General features: G+C 59.5%; 12 protein-coding genes and 1 pseudogene. 11 read left to right on the forward strand and 2 right to left on the reverse strand.

Features of this window, described 5'->3' with window-relative positions:
• Positions 1-4: 4 nt before the first annotated feature.
• The 6 genes and pseudogenes from J3352_RS03540 to J3352_RS03565 all read left to right on the forward strand — a co-directional run bounded on the left by J3352_RS03540 (position 5) and on the right by J3352_RS03565 (position 4,268).
• On the forward strand, positions 5-1,591 hold the full coding sequence (locus J3352_RS03540) for a mannitol dehydrogenase family protein (RefSeq protein ID WP_117475970.1): 1,587 nt from the start codon (positions 5-7) through the stop codon (positions 1,589-1,591).
• A gap of 161 nt (positions 1,592-1,752) precedes the next feature.
• Positions 1,753-2,679: an ROK family protein gene (locus tag J3352_RS03545; RefSeq protein ID WP_156065603.1), complete on the forward strand. Its 927-nt coding sequence runs from the start codon at positions 1,753-1,755 to the stop codon at positions 2,677-2,679.
• Positions 2,680-2,707: 28 nt separating this feature from the next.
• Positions 2,708-2,839: pseudogene (locus tag J3352_RS03550) on the forward strand (DUF4160 domain-containing protein); the annotation flags it as partial.
• 14 nt (positions 2,840-2,853) lie between these two features.
• Positions 2,854-3,150: a DUF2442 domain-containing protein gene (locus J3352_RS03555; protein ID WP_005931388.1), complete on the forward strand. Its 297-nt coding sequence runs from the start codon at positions 2,854-2,856 to the stop codon at positions 3,148-3,150.
• Between the two features lie 130 nt (positions 3,151-3,280).
• Positions 3,281-3,757, forward strand: coding sequence for a DUF4430 domain-containing protein (locus tag J3352_RS03560; RefSeq protein ID WP_097773524.1), 477 nt, complete (start codon positions 3,281-3,283; stop codon positions 3,755-3,757).
• Positions 3,735-4,268 carry a hypothetical protein gene (locus tag J3352_RS03565; RefSeq protein ID WP_143405770.1) on the forward strand — a complete coding sequence of 178 codons (534 nt, stop codon included), beginning with the start codon at positions 3,735-3,737 and terminating at the stop codon, positions 4,266-4,268. The genes J3352_RS03560 and J3352_RS03565 overlap by 23 nt, the downstream gene beginning before the upstream one ends.
• Positions 4,269-4,359: 91 nt before the next feature.
• Here J3352_RS03565 and eno read toward each other — a convergent pair whose 3' ends face one another.
• Positions 4,360-5,658, reverse strand: a complete 1,299-nt coding sequence (gene eno, locus J3352_RS03570) for a phosphopyruvate hydratase (protein WP_097773525.1) — start codon at positions 5,656-5,658, stop codon at positions 4,360-4,362.
• Between the two features lie 528 nt (positions 5,659-6,186).
• Here eno and J3352_RS03575 point away from each other — a divergent pair.
• The 5 genes from J3352_RS03575 to J3352_RS03595 all read left to right on the forward strand — a co-directional run bounded on the left by J3352_RS03575 (position 6,187) and on the right by J3352_RS03595 (position 10,973).
• The gene (locus J3352_RS03575; protein WP_156065601.1) at positions 6,187-7,389 is read left to right on the forward strand and encodes an ABC transporter substrate-binding protein; all 1,203 of its coding nucleotides are present in this window, start codon (positions 6,187-6,189) and stop codon (positions 7,387-7,389) included.
• A gap of 128 nt (positions 7,390-7,517) precedes the next feature.
• Positions 7,518-8,396, forward strand: a complete 879-nt coding sequence (locus J3352_RS03580) for a branched-chain amino acid ABC transporter permease (RefSeq protein ID WP_005931363.1) — start codon at positions 7,518-7,520, stop codon at positions 8,394-8,396.
• Positions 8,397-8,409: 13 nt separating this feature from the next.
• A complete protein-coding gene (locus tag J3352_RS03585) occupies positions 8,410-9,423 on the forward strand; it encodes a branched-chain amino acid ABC transporter permease (protein WP_005931359.1) in 1,014 nt (337 codons plus the stop codon).
• Entirely contained in the window at positions 9,416-10,255 is an 840-nt protein-coding gene (locus tag J3352_RS03590) for an ABC transporter ATP-binding protein (RefSeq protein ID WP_097770421.1), read from the forward strand. The genes J3352_RS03585 and J3352_RS03590 overlap by 8 nt, the downstream gene beginning before the upstream one ends.
• Positions 10,256-10,271: 16 nt before the next feature.
• Complete coding sequence (locus J3352_RS03595) at positions 10,272-10,973, forward strand: ABC transporter ATP-binding protein (protein WP_156065673.1); 702 nt, start codon at positions 10,272-10,274, stop codon at positions 10,971-10,973.
• A gap of 90 nt (positions 10,974-11,063) precedes the next feature.
• Here the strand turns inward: J3352_RS03595 and J3352_RS03600 are convergent, their stop codons facing one another.
• Positions 11,064-14,333 carry an FtsX-like permease family protein gene (locus J3352_RS03600; protein WP_156065599.1) on the reverse strand — a complete coding sequence of 1,090 codons (3,270 nt, stop codon included), beginning with the start codon at positions 14,331-14,333 and terminating at the stop codon, positions 11,064-11,066.
• Positions 14,334-14,337 lie beyond the last annotated feature (4 nt).

Below are 14,337 nucleotides of genomic sequence, written 5' to 3' on the forward strand. Positions count from 1 at the left end.
TATTATGAAGCTGTCTGATATCAAGAACGGCAATCTGTCCGCCGAGTGGGCAGAAAAGGGCTACGAGCTGCCCAAGTTTGACGTGGAGGCTGTCAAGGCCAAGACCCACGCAGAGCCCACCTGGGTGCACTTCGGCGCAGGCAATATTTTCCGTGCCTTCCCCGCTGCCATCCTGAACGAGGCCCTGAACAGCGGCAAGTATGACCGCGGTGTCATCGTTGCTGAGAGCTTTGACTACGAGATCATCGACAAGGCTTACCAGCCCTACGACAACCTGAGCCTGCTGGTCTGCCTGAAGTCCACCGGCGACATCGAGAAGAAGGTCATTGCTTCCGTGACTGAGAGCCTGAAGGCTGATTACTCCTTTGGCGAGGATTGGGCCCGTCTGGTCGAGATCTTCCAGAACCCCAGCCTGCAGATGATCTCCTTCACCATCACCGAGAAGGGCTACGGCGTTGCTCCTGCTGACCTGGAGCGCGGCCTGACCCCCGTTCTGGCCATGGGCAAGGTCACCGCTCTGCTGTACGAGCGCTTCAAGGCCGGCAAGCTGCCCCTGACCGTTCAGAGCATGGATAACTGCTCTCACAACGGCGACAAGGTCAAGACCGCTGTCCACGCCTATGCTTCCAAGTGGGTCGAGCAGGGTCTGGTTCCCGCTGAGTTCCTGGCATACGTTCAGGACGAGACCAAGATCACCTTCCCCTGGAGCATGATCGATAAGATCACTCCCCGTCCCGACGCAAAGGTCCAGGATATGCTGGCCAAGGACGGCTTTGAGGACAACTACACCATCGTGACCGAGAAGCACACCTTTACTGCTCCCTTTGTCAACGCAGAGGAGACCCAGTACCTGTGTATCGAGGATCACTACACCAACGGCCGTCCTCCGCTGGAGCTGGGCGGTGTGCTGTACTGCGACCGCGAGACCGTTGACAAGATCGAGAAGATGAAGGTGTGCACCTGCCTGAACCCCCTGCACACCGCAATGTCCATCTACGGCTGCATGCTGGGTTACACCCTCATCAGCGCCGAGATGGCCGACGAGGATCTGCGTTCCTTCATCCAGAAGATCGGTTATATCGAGGCAATGCCCGTGGTCGTTGATCCCGGTGTCCTGAACCCCTATGAGTTCATCGGCGCTGTCATCAACCGCCGCCTGCCCAACCCCTTCATGCCCGATGCTCCTCAGCGTATCGCTACCGATACCTCTCAGAAGCTGGCCATCCGCTTTGGCGAGACCATCAAGGCATATCAGGCACGCGGTCTGGACAAGTCCAACCTGGTGCTGATCCCCCTGGTGCTGGCAGGCTATGCCCGCTACCTGAAGGGCATTGATGACAACGGCAAGGCTTTCGAGATCTCTCCCGATCCGATGCTGGCTGAGCTGCAGGCCATCGTGGCTCCTCTGGAGGTCAAGGAAGGCGAGCAGGACTTCAGCTGCCTGAAGAACCTGTACAGCCGTGCCGATGTGTTCGGTGTTGACCTGTACGAGGTCGGCCTGGGTGAGCAGATCGAGGGCATGGTCAAGGAGCTGTACGCTGGCAACGGCGCAGTCCGCAAGACCCTGCACAAGTATGTTGTCGCCCGCTGAGCGCTGATACGATCCTGAATTAAGCTATCTTCGTTCCCGCGCTGCGTTTTGCTTTGCCGCAGTGCGGGATTTTTTTGTTTTCGGGCATGGCGGAGCGCATGGCTCTTTACATTTGAAGAGCGATTTGCAATAATAGAAAAAAAGCGCAGGAGGATCTGTACATGAAAGTAATGGTTTTTGATGTGGGCGGCACCGGGATCAAGTATTCCGTGATGGATGAGCAGCTGAACCGGACCGATACGGGCAGCACGCCCACCCCGGCGGATTCGCAGGAACACTTCCTGAACACCCTGCGGGAGATCTACCTGCCCCACAAGGACGAGGTGGACGGCATTGCCCTGAGCCTGCCCGGCTTCATTGATGCCGAACAGGGCGTGGTCAAGGGCGGCGGGGCACTCTCGCTGGCCTACAATGTGGGCACGCCTGTGGGCCCCCGGCTGGCCGAGGCCTGCGGCTGTCGTGTCTGGATCGAGAATGACGGTAAAGCGGCTGCCATTGCGGAGCTGGAGCGGGGCGCGCTGAAGGGCTGCAGGAACGCAGCAGTGTTCATCATCGGTACCGGTGTGGGCGGCGGTCTGATCATTGATGGGAAGCTGGTGCGCGGCCGGGACTGCACGGCGGGCGAATACAGCTTTATGAACACCAACGCCGATGCCTGGAGCGACCCTTCCAAGACCATGGCCGGCCAGTGCAGTACCAGCGGCCTGTTGAGCGGCTACCGCGCCCGCAAGGGTCTGCCCGCCGATGCACCCATGGATGGACGCATCTTCTTTGAGGCGGTCCACGCCGGGGAGGCCGAGGCCAACGAGGCCCTGCGCAGCTTCTGCCGGGCCGTTGCCGTGCAGATCTACAACCTGAACGTCCTGCTGGATCTGGAAAAGGTGGCCATCGGCGGCGGCATCAGCAAGCAGCCCATCCTTGTGGAGACCCTGAACGAGGTGTATGAGGAGTACATCCTGCGGGGCCATCCCTTCGGGGCGGCGGCACATACCCTGCCCCGCCCGGAGATCGTGCCCTGCCGGTTCCTGAGCGAGGCCAACCAGATCGGTGCCTTTGCAAGCTACCAGAAGGCGTTTTGGGAAAATTGATGGACAAAACGCACGAAGCTGTGTTATCCGTGGTGCATTGCCCAGCCGCCAGTTGAAATTGATTCTGGCATGGTGTGAGCTGCATAAAGATGAGCTGATGCAGAACTGGGAACTTGCCAGGGATGCAAAGCCTTTGAATCATGTGGCACCATTGATCTGAAAGGGGAGTACAGTATGGAATATATTCCAAAAGTGTTGCAGGCTGTTGCAGGGGAGGATTTTACCATCTACCTGTATTTCAGTGATGGCTCTGTCCGGCTGTATGATGCAAAGCCCCTGTTGCAGCTGGGGGGAGTGTTCGAGCCTATGCGCGATCCGGATTATTTCCGTGACCGGCTGACGGTGCTGAATGACACGGCGGCATGGGATGTGAGCGGTGACATGGACCCTTGCAATTGCATCGACCTTGACCCGATAGAGCTGTATGAGACCTGTCCGGTGGTCGTTGACCCGTTGGAAAAGGCATCCTGAAATAAAACACAACGGCACAGCGCTGGTGCATCATCGTATCTGCGCTGTGCCTTGATTTTTTGGCGCACCCATGATATGATAGACCCTGCGCGCAGGGCGCGCGGAAAACAAACAAAGGAGTTCTTTTTCTATGAAAACCATGCATAAATTTCTGGCCGTTGTGATCAGTGCCGCTCTGGCTGCCGGGCTGCTGGCAGGCTGCGGTGCAGCTTCCAGCACGGCATCCAGTGCCGCCTCTTCTGAGGTCGTGTCCTCTGTGGCAGCTTCCAGTGAAGCCGCTTCCTCTGAGGCTGCTTCCGGGCAGGCTGCGGATGCCAAGGTCAAGGCAGAGTTTACCGTGACCGGCGCGGATGGCGAGAGCCAGACCTTTACGCTGGAAGTGACCGATGGCGAGAAGCTGAGCGATGCTCTGGTGGAAGCTGGTCTCATCAGCGAAGAGGAGGCTGCGGCAGGCTTTGTGACCACCGTCAACGGCGAGACTGCCGACTGGGATAAGGATCAGGCATGGTGGTGCCTGACCGATGCCACCGGCGAGATGACCACCGTGGGTGTGGCAGACATTGCGCTGCATGATGGCGACAGCTATGCCTTTATCTACACGAAGTAAGGAGCCTGTGCACATCCGGGTGCTGCGGCTGGTGCTCAGCGGCCTGATGGGTGCGCTGCTGGTGGTGAGCAAGCAGGCCATGAGCGGCCTGCCCAACATTGAACCGGTGACGCTGCTTGTCATCCTGTTTGCACTGGAGCTGCCCCGGGAAACGCCGGGGGCTGTTACGGTGTTCATCCTGCTGCAGGGCGTGCTGTATGGCTTTGGGCTGTGGTGGGCCATGTACCTGTATGTCTGGTATCTGCTGGCCCTGCTGGCATGGCTGCTGCGCCGGATGGACAATGCCCTTGGCTGGGCGGTGTTCAGCGGCATCTACGGCCTGTGCTTCGGCGGTCTGTGTGCGGCGGTGTATCTGGTGGCAAAAACTCCGGCCTTTGCCCTGAGCTGGTGGCTCAGCGGCCTTTCCTACGATGCCATGCACGGCGTGGGAAATTTTGTCATCATGCTGCTGCTCTACCGCCCCCTGCGCAGGGCGCTGCAGACAGCCAAACGGCAGATCCATCTGGATTGAACAAAGGGAGCGTCCCACGGTGGAAAACCATGGGACGCTCCCTTTTGTTCTGCGCGGAAACAGGAAAGAAAGCAGGTTGCAGCTGCGGAGATCAGCGCTTTCCGTTGAAGGCGGCCATGCCGGGGTAAACGGCGCTTGCACCCAGATCTTCCTCAATGCGGAGCAGCTGGTTGTACTTGGCAACGCGCTCGGTGCGGCTGGGGGCACCGGTCTTGATCTGGCAGGTGTTCAGGGCAACAGCCAGATCAGCAATGGTGGTGTCCTCGGTCTCGCCGGAGCGGTGAGAGCTGATGGCGGTGTAGCCGGCCTTGTGGGCCATCTTGATGGCCTCCAGCGTCTCGGAAACAGAACCGATCTGGTTCAGCTTGATCAGGATGGCGTTGCCTGCACCCAGCTGGATGCCCTTGGCCAGACGCTCGGTGTTGGTAACGAACAGGTCGTCGCCCACCAGCTGGACCTTGCCGCCCAGTTCCCGGGTCATCTCCTGCCAGCCTTCCCAGTCCTCTTCATCCAAGCCATCTTCAATGGAGATGATGGGATACTTTTCCACCAGACTCTTCCAGTGTGCGATCAGCTCACTGGAAGTGTACTCTGTGCCGGCCTTGGGCAGCTTGTAAAAGCCCTTGCCCTTGGGGCTCTTCCACTCGGAGGAAGCGGCGTCCATGGCCAGCATGAAGTCCCTGCCGGGCTGATAACCGGCCTTTTCGATGGCAGCCAGAATGGTCTCGATGGTCTCCTCGTCGCTGGACAGGTTGGGGGCAAAGCCGCCCTCGTCGCCCACGGAGGTGGCCAGGCCCCTGGATTTCAGGATGGAAGCCAGAGCGTGGAACACCTCGGCGCACCAGCGCAGGGCTTCCTTGAAGCTGGGCGCACCCACGGGCATGATCATAAACTCCTGCGTGTCCACGGTGTTGGTAGCGTGTGCGCCGCCGTTCAGGATGTTCATCATGGGCACGGGCAGGCGGTTGCCGTTCACGCCGCCCAGAAAGCGGTACAGGGGCATTTCCAGAGAAGCGGCGGCAGCGCGGCAGGCGGCAATGGAGACCGCCAGAATGGCGTTTGCGCCCAGATTGGATTTGCCCTTGGTGCCGTCGGCCCGGAGCATGGCGGCATCGATGGCATAGATGTCGGAGGCATCCATGCCCACCACCACGTCAGCGATGACAGTGTTGATGTTCTCCACAGCCTTGGTCACGCCTTTGCCCAGATAGCGGCCCTTGTCGCCGTCGCGCAGCTCCAGAGCCTCGAACTCGCCAGTGGAAGCGCCGGAGGGGGCACAGCCGCGGGCAACCGTGCCGTCGGCCAGAGTGATCTCGGCCTCAACGGTGGGATTGCCGCGGGAGTCCAGGATCTCGCGGCCGATCACAGATTCAATTTCCAGATAGTTCATCACAGTAACCTCCCGATCTTCGATGAGATATTATACAGATAGTCAAAACTAACTAACTGCTTTTATCCTACCACGTCCCGCACCCTTGTGCAAGAGGGTCTGCGGATGTTTGCCGCTGTAAACATTGATAGGATGCCCGCCGGGGCGGGTGCGTATCCGGCAGCTTTACAACATTGCCGACAGCCTTGTGGGCACCGTGCTCTCCATGGTGTTTTATCGTACCTCTATTTACCGGCAGGCAGAAGAAAAAACGACGCTGTAACTTTTTTGACATGGGTGAAAGCTCTTCATGTCACGATGAAACAAAGTGAACAAAATGAAAAAATAACCAAAAATGACACGGTTTTTTTGGCGGCTTTCACATAAAATGCCGGAAAATGCCCGGAAAAGTATGGACGGTTTGTGAATTGCACAACCCGCCCGGCGAGACTATAATGAATACACGCACAAAGCAGGGCCGCTTTGAAGGAAGCGCCCTGCTTTGTGCATCTATCACACGAAAAACTTCCAACAGGAGGATATTGTATTATGAAAAAGATGATCTCTCGCCGCAACTTTCTGACCGCTGCCGGTGTCGTGGCTGCTGCCGGTGTCCTGACCGCCTGCGGCGGCTCCTCCTCCAGCACTGCCGCTTCTTCCACTGCCGCTGCTTCCGGTGACACCATTAAGATCGGTGTGATGGGCCCCCTGACCGGCAACGTTTCCGTTTACGGCCAGGCCGTTGTCAACGGCGCTGCCCTGTACCTGAAGCAGGTCAACGCCGACGGCGGCATCAATGGCAAGCAGATCGAGATCCTGACCGAGGATGAGCAGGGCGATGCTACGCAGGCTGTCAACTGCTTCACCAAGATGGTGGACGAGGGCATCACCGCTCTGGTGGGCGATGTCACCACCACCCCCACTCTGGCAGTTGCTGCCGAGAGCGCAGATTACAACATGCCCATGGTCACTGCTTCCGCTACCGCTGAGGCCGTTACCTACGATGCCGAGACCGACACCGTGAACGAGAATGTCTTCCGTGCCACCTTCACCGACCCGTTCCAGGGCATCAAGATGGCCGATTATGCTTACCAGAAGCTGGGCTACACCAAGGCAGCCGTCATCTTCAAAAAGGGCGCTGACTACAACGAGGGTCTGGCTGAGAACTTCGTCAACGAGTTTGAGAGCCTGGGCGGCACCATCGTCGATCAGGAGAGCTACTCCGATGGCGACGTGGACTTCAAGACCCAGCTGACCAGCATCATGGGCAAGGGCCCCGAGACCGTGTTCTGCCCCAACTACTACGAGGAGGTGGGCCAGATCCTGTCTCAGGCTGAGAGCGTCGGCCTGAATGTTCCCTTCCTGGGCGGCGACGGCTGGGATGGCCTGGAGGGCTATGCCACTGCCGATCAGCTGAAGGACAGCTACTTCTGCGCAAACTACGCAAAGGGCTCCAGCCCCGAGTTTGAGGATGCCTACAAGGCAGAGTACGGCGAGGATTACCCCAACGGCTTTGCTCCTCTGGGCTACGATGCCGCCAAGACCGTGGTTTACGGTGTGCAGGCTGCTGAGGATGCCGGCCTGGAGGCCGGTACCGATGAGTACAAGCAGGCTGTCAACGATGCCATTGCCTCCGGCACCATCGAGGGCATCACCGGCACCTTTACCTTTGATGAGCACCACGATCCCGTCAAAAAGACTGCGATCCTGACCTATGTGGACGGCAAACCCGAACTGAAGGAAATGTTCTGATCCCGCTTCTGCGCCGCGCACCGGTGTGCGGCCTGAATGCCGGAACCAGAGAATGATGTACCCTTGCGGAGGCCGCCGGAACAGGTTGTCTCCGCTTTTTTGGTAGAAAGAAAGGAAGTGTCCATCCAATGACAGTGTTCTTTAGTCAGCTGATCAACGGCTTGTCCCTTGGCAGCATCTATGCACTGATCGCACTGGGTTACAGCATGGTGTACGGCATCATCCTGCTGCTGAACTTTGCCCACGGCGATGTCATCATGGTGGGTGCATACATGTCCTGGTTCGTTATGAACCAGCTGGGCCTTGGCCCGGTGACGGCCGTGTGCGCCACCATTATTACCTGCACCCTGCTGGGTGTGGTGATCGAAAAGGTCGCCTACACCCCGCTGCGCAACGCGCCCCGCATCTCCCTGCTGATCACAGCCATTGGTGTCTCCTTCTTCCTGGAGTACACCGCTGAGCTGGTGATGGGTTCCGGCGCAAAGGTCATCCCTTCCTACTACGGCAACAAGACCTTTATGATCGGCAGTGTGCCCCTGGGCCTGACCTCCGTGATCACACTGGTGGTCACTGTGCTGTCCATGCTGGTGCTGACCTTTCTGGTGCAGAAGACCAAGCTGGGCAAGGCCATGCGCGCTGTCTCTGAGGATATGGACGCTGCCCGCCTGATGGGCATCAATGTCAACAGTACCATCTCCTTTACCTTTGCGGTGGGCTCCGCGCTGGCCGGTATCGGCTCGGTGCTGTACTGCTGCTCCTACCCGCAGGCTACCCCCACCATGGGCTCCATGCTGGGCCTGAAAGCCTTTGTTGCCGCCGTTCTGGGCGGCATCGGCTCCATCCCGGGCGCAATGATCGGCGGCATTGCCATCGGCCTGTGCGAATGCTTCGTCTCCGCCATCGGCCTTTCCGCCTGGAAGGATGCCGTCACGTTTGCCATCCTGATCATCGTGCTGCTGTTCAAGCCCACCGGCTTCCTCGGCCGCAAGGTGCAGGAAAAGGTGTAAGGAGGGCAGGAAGATGAATAAGAACCGTAAAACGATCAAAATGCCCGTGCGCTACCTGATGAACGCGGTGCTGGTGGCTCTGCTGTTCGTGGCGCTTTCCTACCTGACCCGGAATATCCTGTCCACCTACCAGAACAAGGTGCTGATGACGGTGGGCATCAATATCATCCTGGCGGTCTCCCTGAACGTTGCCACCGGCTATCTGGGGCAGCTGCCGCTGGGCCATGCTGGTTTCATGGCTGTGGGTGCCTACACCTGCGCCCTGTTCACCAAGTTCTGCCCGCTGCCGGACGGTGTCTCCTTTGCCATCGGTCTGGTGCTGGCCTGCATCGTGGCTGGTCTGTTCGGTGTGCTCATCGGCATCCCGGCCCTGCGCCTGACCGGCGACTATCTGGCCATCCTGACGCTGGGCTTTGGCGAGATCATCCGCATCACCCTGAACAATATCGACGATGTGCTGGGCTTCAAGCTGTTCTATGGCTCCAAGGGCCTGAAGAACATCCCCAAGTACTCCAACTTCACCAACGTGTTCCTTTGCGTGGTCATCACCTGCTTCCTGATCCACGCTATGATGAAGAGCCGCCACGGTCGTGCCGTATTGGCCATCCGCGACAATGAGATCGCCGCCGAGAGCTGTGGCATCCAGACCACCTACTACAAGGTCATGGCCTTTGCCTTCTCCGCTGCCTTTGCGGGTCTGGCAGGCGGCCTGTATGCCTGCTACATCGGCGTGCTGAACCCCTCCACCTTCGGCTTTATGAAGTCCATCGAGATCCTGGTCATGGTGGTTCTGGGCGGCATGGGCTCCATGCTGGGCTCCATCCTCTCTGCAACGGTCCTGACCATCCTGCCTGAGGCGACCCGCAGCTTCGACAGCTACCGCATGGTCATCTACTCGCTGGTGCTGATCCTGATGATGATCTTCCGCCCGGGCGGACTGCTGGGCAGCTACGATTTCTCCATGAGCCGCCTTGTGGAGCGTGTCCTGTTTGGCAAGAAAAAGAAGGAGGGTGCAGACCATGAGTGAGTTCCAGACCAGACTGAACAGCGTCCCCTCCGGCGGCTTCCTGACGGACCGCGATAAGGACAAAAAGCCCATTCTGGATGTCCGTGAGCTGGGCATCGATTTCGGCGGTCTGACCGCCGTGGATGGCTTCAACCTGATGATCGGCCGCAACGAGATCACCGGCCTGATCGGCCCCAACGGTGCCGGTAAGACCACGGTGTTCAACCTGCTGACCAATGTTTACCAGCCCACCCGCGGCTCCATCCTGATCGATGGAATGCCCACGGCGGGCAAAAAGACCTATCAGGTCAACCGGATGGGCGTGGCCCGCACCTTCCAGAACATCCGTCTGTTCAAGGAAATGAGCGTCATCGACAACATCAAGGTCGGCCTGCATGAGTCCATGAAGTACGATCTTGCTTCTTCGCTGATCCGCCTGCCCAACTACTGGAAAGAGGAAAAGCACTGCACCGAGCGTGCTTTTGAGCTGCTGGACATTTTCCACATGGCAGATATGGCCTATACGCAGGCCGGCAGCCTGCCCTATGGTGCACAGCGCCGTTTGGAGATCATGCGTGCGCTGGCCACAAGCCCCAAGCTGCTGCTGCTGGATGAGCCTGCCGCGGGTATGAACCCCTCGGAGACCGCTGAGCTGACCGAGACCATCCGCCGCATCCGCGATGAGTTCAACATCGCCGTGCTGCTGATCGAGCATGACATGAGCCTGGTCATGGGCATCTGCGAGGGCATCGCGGTGCTGAACTTCGGCCGCATCATCGCCAAGGGCACCCCGGATGAGATCCGCAACAATCCCCAGGTCATCGAGGCCTACCTGGGCAAGAAGGAGGGCTGAACCGATGGCAGAAACGATGCTGAAAGTTGATAACATCAACGTCTATTACGGCAACATCCACGCAGTCAAGGATGTTTCGTTTGAGGTGCACGAGGGCGAGATCGTGACCCTGATCGGTGCCAACGGTGCCGGTAAGTCCACCACCCTGAAAACCATCTCCGGCCTGCTCCACCCCAAAACGGGCGACATCCTGTACAAGGGCAAGAGCATCAAGGGCGTGCGCGCCCATAAGATCGTGGAGGCCGGTCTGGCACAGGTGCCGGAGGGCCGCCATGTGTTCCTGCACATGACCGTGGAGGAAAACCTGGATATGGGGGCCTACACCCAGCCAGCTTCCACCATTGCGGCCAACAAGGAAAAGGTGTTCACCCTCTTCCCCCGCCTGAAGGAGCGCCGCAGGCAGCTGGCGGGCACCATGTCCGGCGGCGAGCAGCAGATGCTGGCCATGGGCCGTGCCCTGATGAGCAACGCCTCCATGCTGATGCTGGATGAGCCCTCCATGGGCCTTTCCCCGCTGCTGGTGCAGGAGATCTTTGATATCATCCGCGATATCCACAAGGAAGGTATGACCATCCTGCTGGTGGAGCAGAACGCACAGATGGCCCTTTCCGTGGCCGACCGCGCCTATGTTCTTGAGACAGGCCACGTGGTCATGGATGGCACCGGTGCAGAGCTGCTGACCAATGAGCGCGTCCGCAACGCTTATCTGGGCGGCTGAGACCGCGGCTGTAGAACGCAAAAACAATACGCCCGCCGGGCGGTACGAGAAGTACCACACCCGGCGGGCGTTGTTCTGTCTGTAAGGGAATTATTCCGGCGCTTTCATGCTTTCCACCATGCTGATCTGGCGGACATGGCGGCGCATGAGCAGGCAGACGGCAAAGTTGAAGAGCATGGTGAGCGCCACGCTGAACACAAAGCTGCGGGGGGCAATGGAACGGATGAACATCATCTGGTCCATTTCCACAGTGCGGATGATGAACTGGTGCAGGGGAATGCCCACCACCAGACCCACCAGGGAGCCGATGAGAGAGAGCAGGTCGATCTCCCGGAAGATGTAGCGGTAGACCTCCTTGTCATAGAATCCCAGCACCTTGATGGTGGCAAGCTCCTTTTTGCGCTCGCCCAGGTTGACGCTGATGAGGTTGTAGAGCACCACGGCGGCCAATGCGGCAGCGCAGACGATGACCAGCATGACCACATAGTTCAGGCAGCCGATCAGGCCATCGAACATCTGGGTGGTGTCCTCGATGAAGGAGACGGAGCTGACATAGTTGCAGGCCAGAATGGAGGAGGAGAGGGAGGCGCGGGCTGCATCGGTGGGGCAGTCGGTCTGACCGTAAACGGCGTTCCAGGCGGGCAGAGCACCGCCGTTCAGCGTTTTGAGCTGCGCCTGCGAGAGGTACAGCCGGGTAAAGACATAGTTTTCGGTGATGCCGGTCAGGGTCAGGGACCTGCGCCCGCCGTCGGTGGTCTCCACCTCAAAGCTGTCGCCCACCGAAAGCCCCAGCTTTTCAGCGGTCTTTTCGGTCAGAATGACGCTGGAATCGTCAAAGGCAATGGCCTTGTGGCCCTGCCGGGTGCGGAAGGTGAAGTACTCGGTCATCTGGCTTTCGTCTGCGGCGGCAACCAGGCTGACGGTCTCTTTTTCCCCCGCGGCGTTGTAAAGGGTGACGCTCTTGGTGTAATAGCGGCCCCAGCTGGTGATCCCGCTGCTGGAATCCAGCAGGTCGGCCAGACCGTTCTCCATAGTCAGCGCCTTTTCGTCGCTCAGGGAGATGGTCAGGTCGGCGTGGGTCAGCTCGGTGGTCTGCTTGGTCAGCATGGGCAGCAGGGAATCCTGGATGCCGAAGCCGATGAGGAGCAGGGCCGTGCAGCCCGCCACGCCCAGAACGGTCATAAAGAAGCGCTTTTTATAGCGGAACAGGTTGCGGGCGGTGGTTTTCTGGGAGAAGCTCATCCGCTTCCACAGCGGGGTGAGATATTCAAGGAGGATGCGCTTGCCCGCTGCAGGCGCACGGGGCAGCAGCAGGGCGGCGGATTTTTCCTTGAGGCTGGCGCGGCAGGCCTGCAGGGTGGCAAGGCCGATGACCGCCGCGCTGAGGGCCATGCTGCCCAGTGCCAGGCCCGGGTAGAAGTGCAGGGTAAAGGTGGGGAGGGAGAACATCATGGTGCGGTAGGCGTACCAGAAGATGGTGGGGAACACCACAAAGCCCACGGCAATGCCCACGATGCTGCCCAGAACGCTGGCGGCAATGCCATAGAGTAAGTACTTGCCTGCAATGCTGGCGTTGGAGTAGCCCAGCGCCTTGAGGGTGCCCATCTGCAGGCGGTTCTCGTCCACCATGCGGGTCATGGTGGTGGAAGCTACCAGCGCCGCCACCAGGAAGAAGAACACCGGGAACACCCGGGCAATGGCAGCCATCCGGTCGGCATACTGTTCCAGCGTGACAAGGCTCAGGGTGCTGCCGCGGTCCAGCACATACCACTCGCCGTTCTGGATGTCCGCAATCTTCTCTTCCGCATCGTTGATCTGCTGCTGGCCTTCGGCGAGTTTCTGCTCCGCATCGGCCTTCTGGGTCTCGTATTCGGTGCGGGAAGCGTTCAGCTGTTCCTGACCGGACTGGTACTGTGCCCAGCCCTCATCCAGCTGGGCGCGGGCGGCCTCAAACTGGGTGTAGGCGGTGGCAGTACCGGTGCTCAGCTGGAGCTGGCCCTGCAGCAGCTGCACCTTCATGCTGCGCAGGGCGGCTTTGGCTTCGGTGACAAGGTCGGTGTTGGAGAGGTTGGGTGAGGAGATGAGCCCTTTGGCATACATCTGCTGCTTGCCGGCATCCAGCTGGGCCTGATAACCGTCCAGCTGGCCCTTGATGTTATCGTAGGCGGCCTGCGCCTTGGCGAGCGCGTCCCGCAGCTCGGTGTATTCCTCGTCCTCGGGCTCGGCCTCATCCAGAGCCTTTTGGGCATTGTTCAGGGCGGTCTCGGCATAGCCCAGCAGGGGGTCAGCCACCTGTTTCAGGTTGACCAGCAGCTGGATCTGCTGAAGCTGATCCTCAAATTCCAGCACCTGCTCTTCGCTGCTCACCAGCGTGGCGGCACCGCTCTGCATGGTATCGGGCAGGGCGGCCTTCTGGGCGGCAAGCTCGGCTTCGCCTGCGTCCAGCTGGGCCTTGGCGGCATCCAGCTCCCGCTGCGCGTCGGTCAGCTTCTGCTCGGCTTGTGCAAACTGGCGCTCGGCCTCGGCCTTCTGCTCGCTGTAGGTCTGTTTGGCATCGTCCAGCTGGGTGGTGGCATCCTCGATAAGCTGGGCCCGGCGGGCCACACAGTGCTCCCTGCTGATGGCATCCAGCCGGTCAGCCACAGTATCCACAGCGGTCTGGTATTCATCACTGTAATTGTCATACTGTGCGGCATCTGCTACCTTGAGATAACAGACGGTATAATAATCTGCGGTCAATTCACCGTCCTGCACGAACACAAGAGCATCCAGGATGCCATCACCGACGGTGCTGGTCTCTTGGGTGGCAGAAAAATATTGGGGGTCCTGCACCTGGCCCACCACGGTATATTCGGTGCGGCGGATGTCCTCGGTATCCTCGGGCAGGGTGACCACGGTGCCCAGCGGGACAGGGTCAGCGTGGCCCAGCACCTGCACCACACACTCGTTGGCGGTTTCGGGCATCCGGCCCTCCAGCAGAGTCAGGCGGTTCATATTGGCCTCGGTATCCGCAGCCGGGTCGGCGGGAAGCTGCTGCACCCGCAGCACGGCTCCGTCGGTAGAGCTTGACCAGCGGCCCTCGGTGTCCAGATACTTCACGGGCATCACGGCGCTCACGCCCTCCGTGGCGGCAATGGCGGAGAGATCCGATTCCGAAAGGCCCAGCGTGGAGAGCACCCGCAGGTCGAACACATTTTGCTGGACATAGTACTTCTGTCCGGCGGTGCGCATACTGGGGGCAAAGCTGACCAGACCTGTCAGCATCATCACGCCCAGCGCCACGATGCCAAACAGGGAAAGGAACCGGTTCAGGTTGCTCCGGAAGTCACGCCGGATATTTTTACGATAGCTTTTCTGCATAGCG

This window comes from Faecalibacterium sp. Marseille-Q4164 (assembly GCF_017377545.1).
GTDB classification, from domain to species: domain Bacteria; phylum Bacillota; class Clostridia; order Oscillospirales; family Ruminococcaceae; genus Faecalibacterium; species Faecalibacterium duncaniae.

Bases quoted from the DNA above. Each gene is read 5' to 3' on its own strand.
- J3352_RS03600 (WP_156065599.1), bottom strand. From the start codon at position 14,333: ATGCAGAAAAGCTATCGTAAAAATATCCGGCGTGACTTCCGGAGCAAC.
- J3352_RS03560 (WP_097773524.1), top strand. From the start codon at position 3,281: ATGAAAACCATGCATAAATTTCTGGCCGTTGTGATCAGTGCCGCTCTG.
- J3352_RS03580 (WP_005931363.1), top strand. From the start codon at position 7,518: ATGACAGTGTTCTTTAGTCAGCTGATCAACGGCTTGTCCCTTGGCAGC.
- J3352_RS03585 (WP_005931359.1), top strand. From the start codon at position 8,410: ATGAATAAGAACCGTAAAACGATCAAAATGCCCGTGCGCTACCTGATG.
- J3352_RS03590 (WP_097770421.1), top strand. From the start codon at position 9,416: ATGAGTGAGTTCCAGACCAGACTGAACAGCGTCCCCTCCGGCGGCTTC.
- J3352_RS03540 (WP_117475970.1), top strand. From the start codon at position 5: ATGAAGCTGTCTGATATCAAGAACGGCAATCTGTCCGCCGAGTGGGCA.
- eno (WP_097773525.1), bottom strand. From the start codon at position 5,658: ATGAACTATCTGGAAATTGAATCTGTGATCGGCCGCGAGATCCTGGAC.
- J3352_RS03555 (WP_005931388.1), top strand. From the start codon at position 2,854: ATGGAATATATTCCAAAAGTGTTGCAGGCTGTTGCAGGGGAGGATTTT.
- J3352_RS03575 (WP_156065601.1), top strand. From the start codon at position 6,187: ATGAAAAAGATGATCTCTCGCCGCAACTTTCTGACCGCTGCCGGTGTC.
- J3352_RS03545 (WP_156065603.1), top strand. From the start codon at position 1,753: ATGAAAGTAATGGTTTTTGATGTGGGCGGCACCGGGATCAAGTATTCC.
- J3352_RS03565 (WP_143405770.1), top strand. From the start codon at position 3,735: ATGCCTTTATCTACACGAAGTAAGGAGCCTGTGCACATCCGGGTGCTG.
- J3352_RS03595 (WP_156065673.1), top strand. From the start codon at position 10,272: ATGCTGAAAGTTGATAACATCAACGTCTATTACGGCAACATCCACGCA.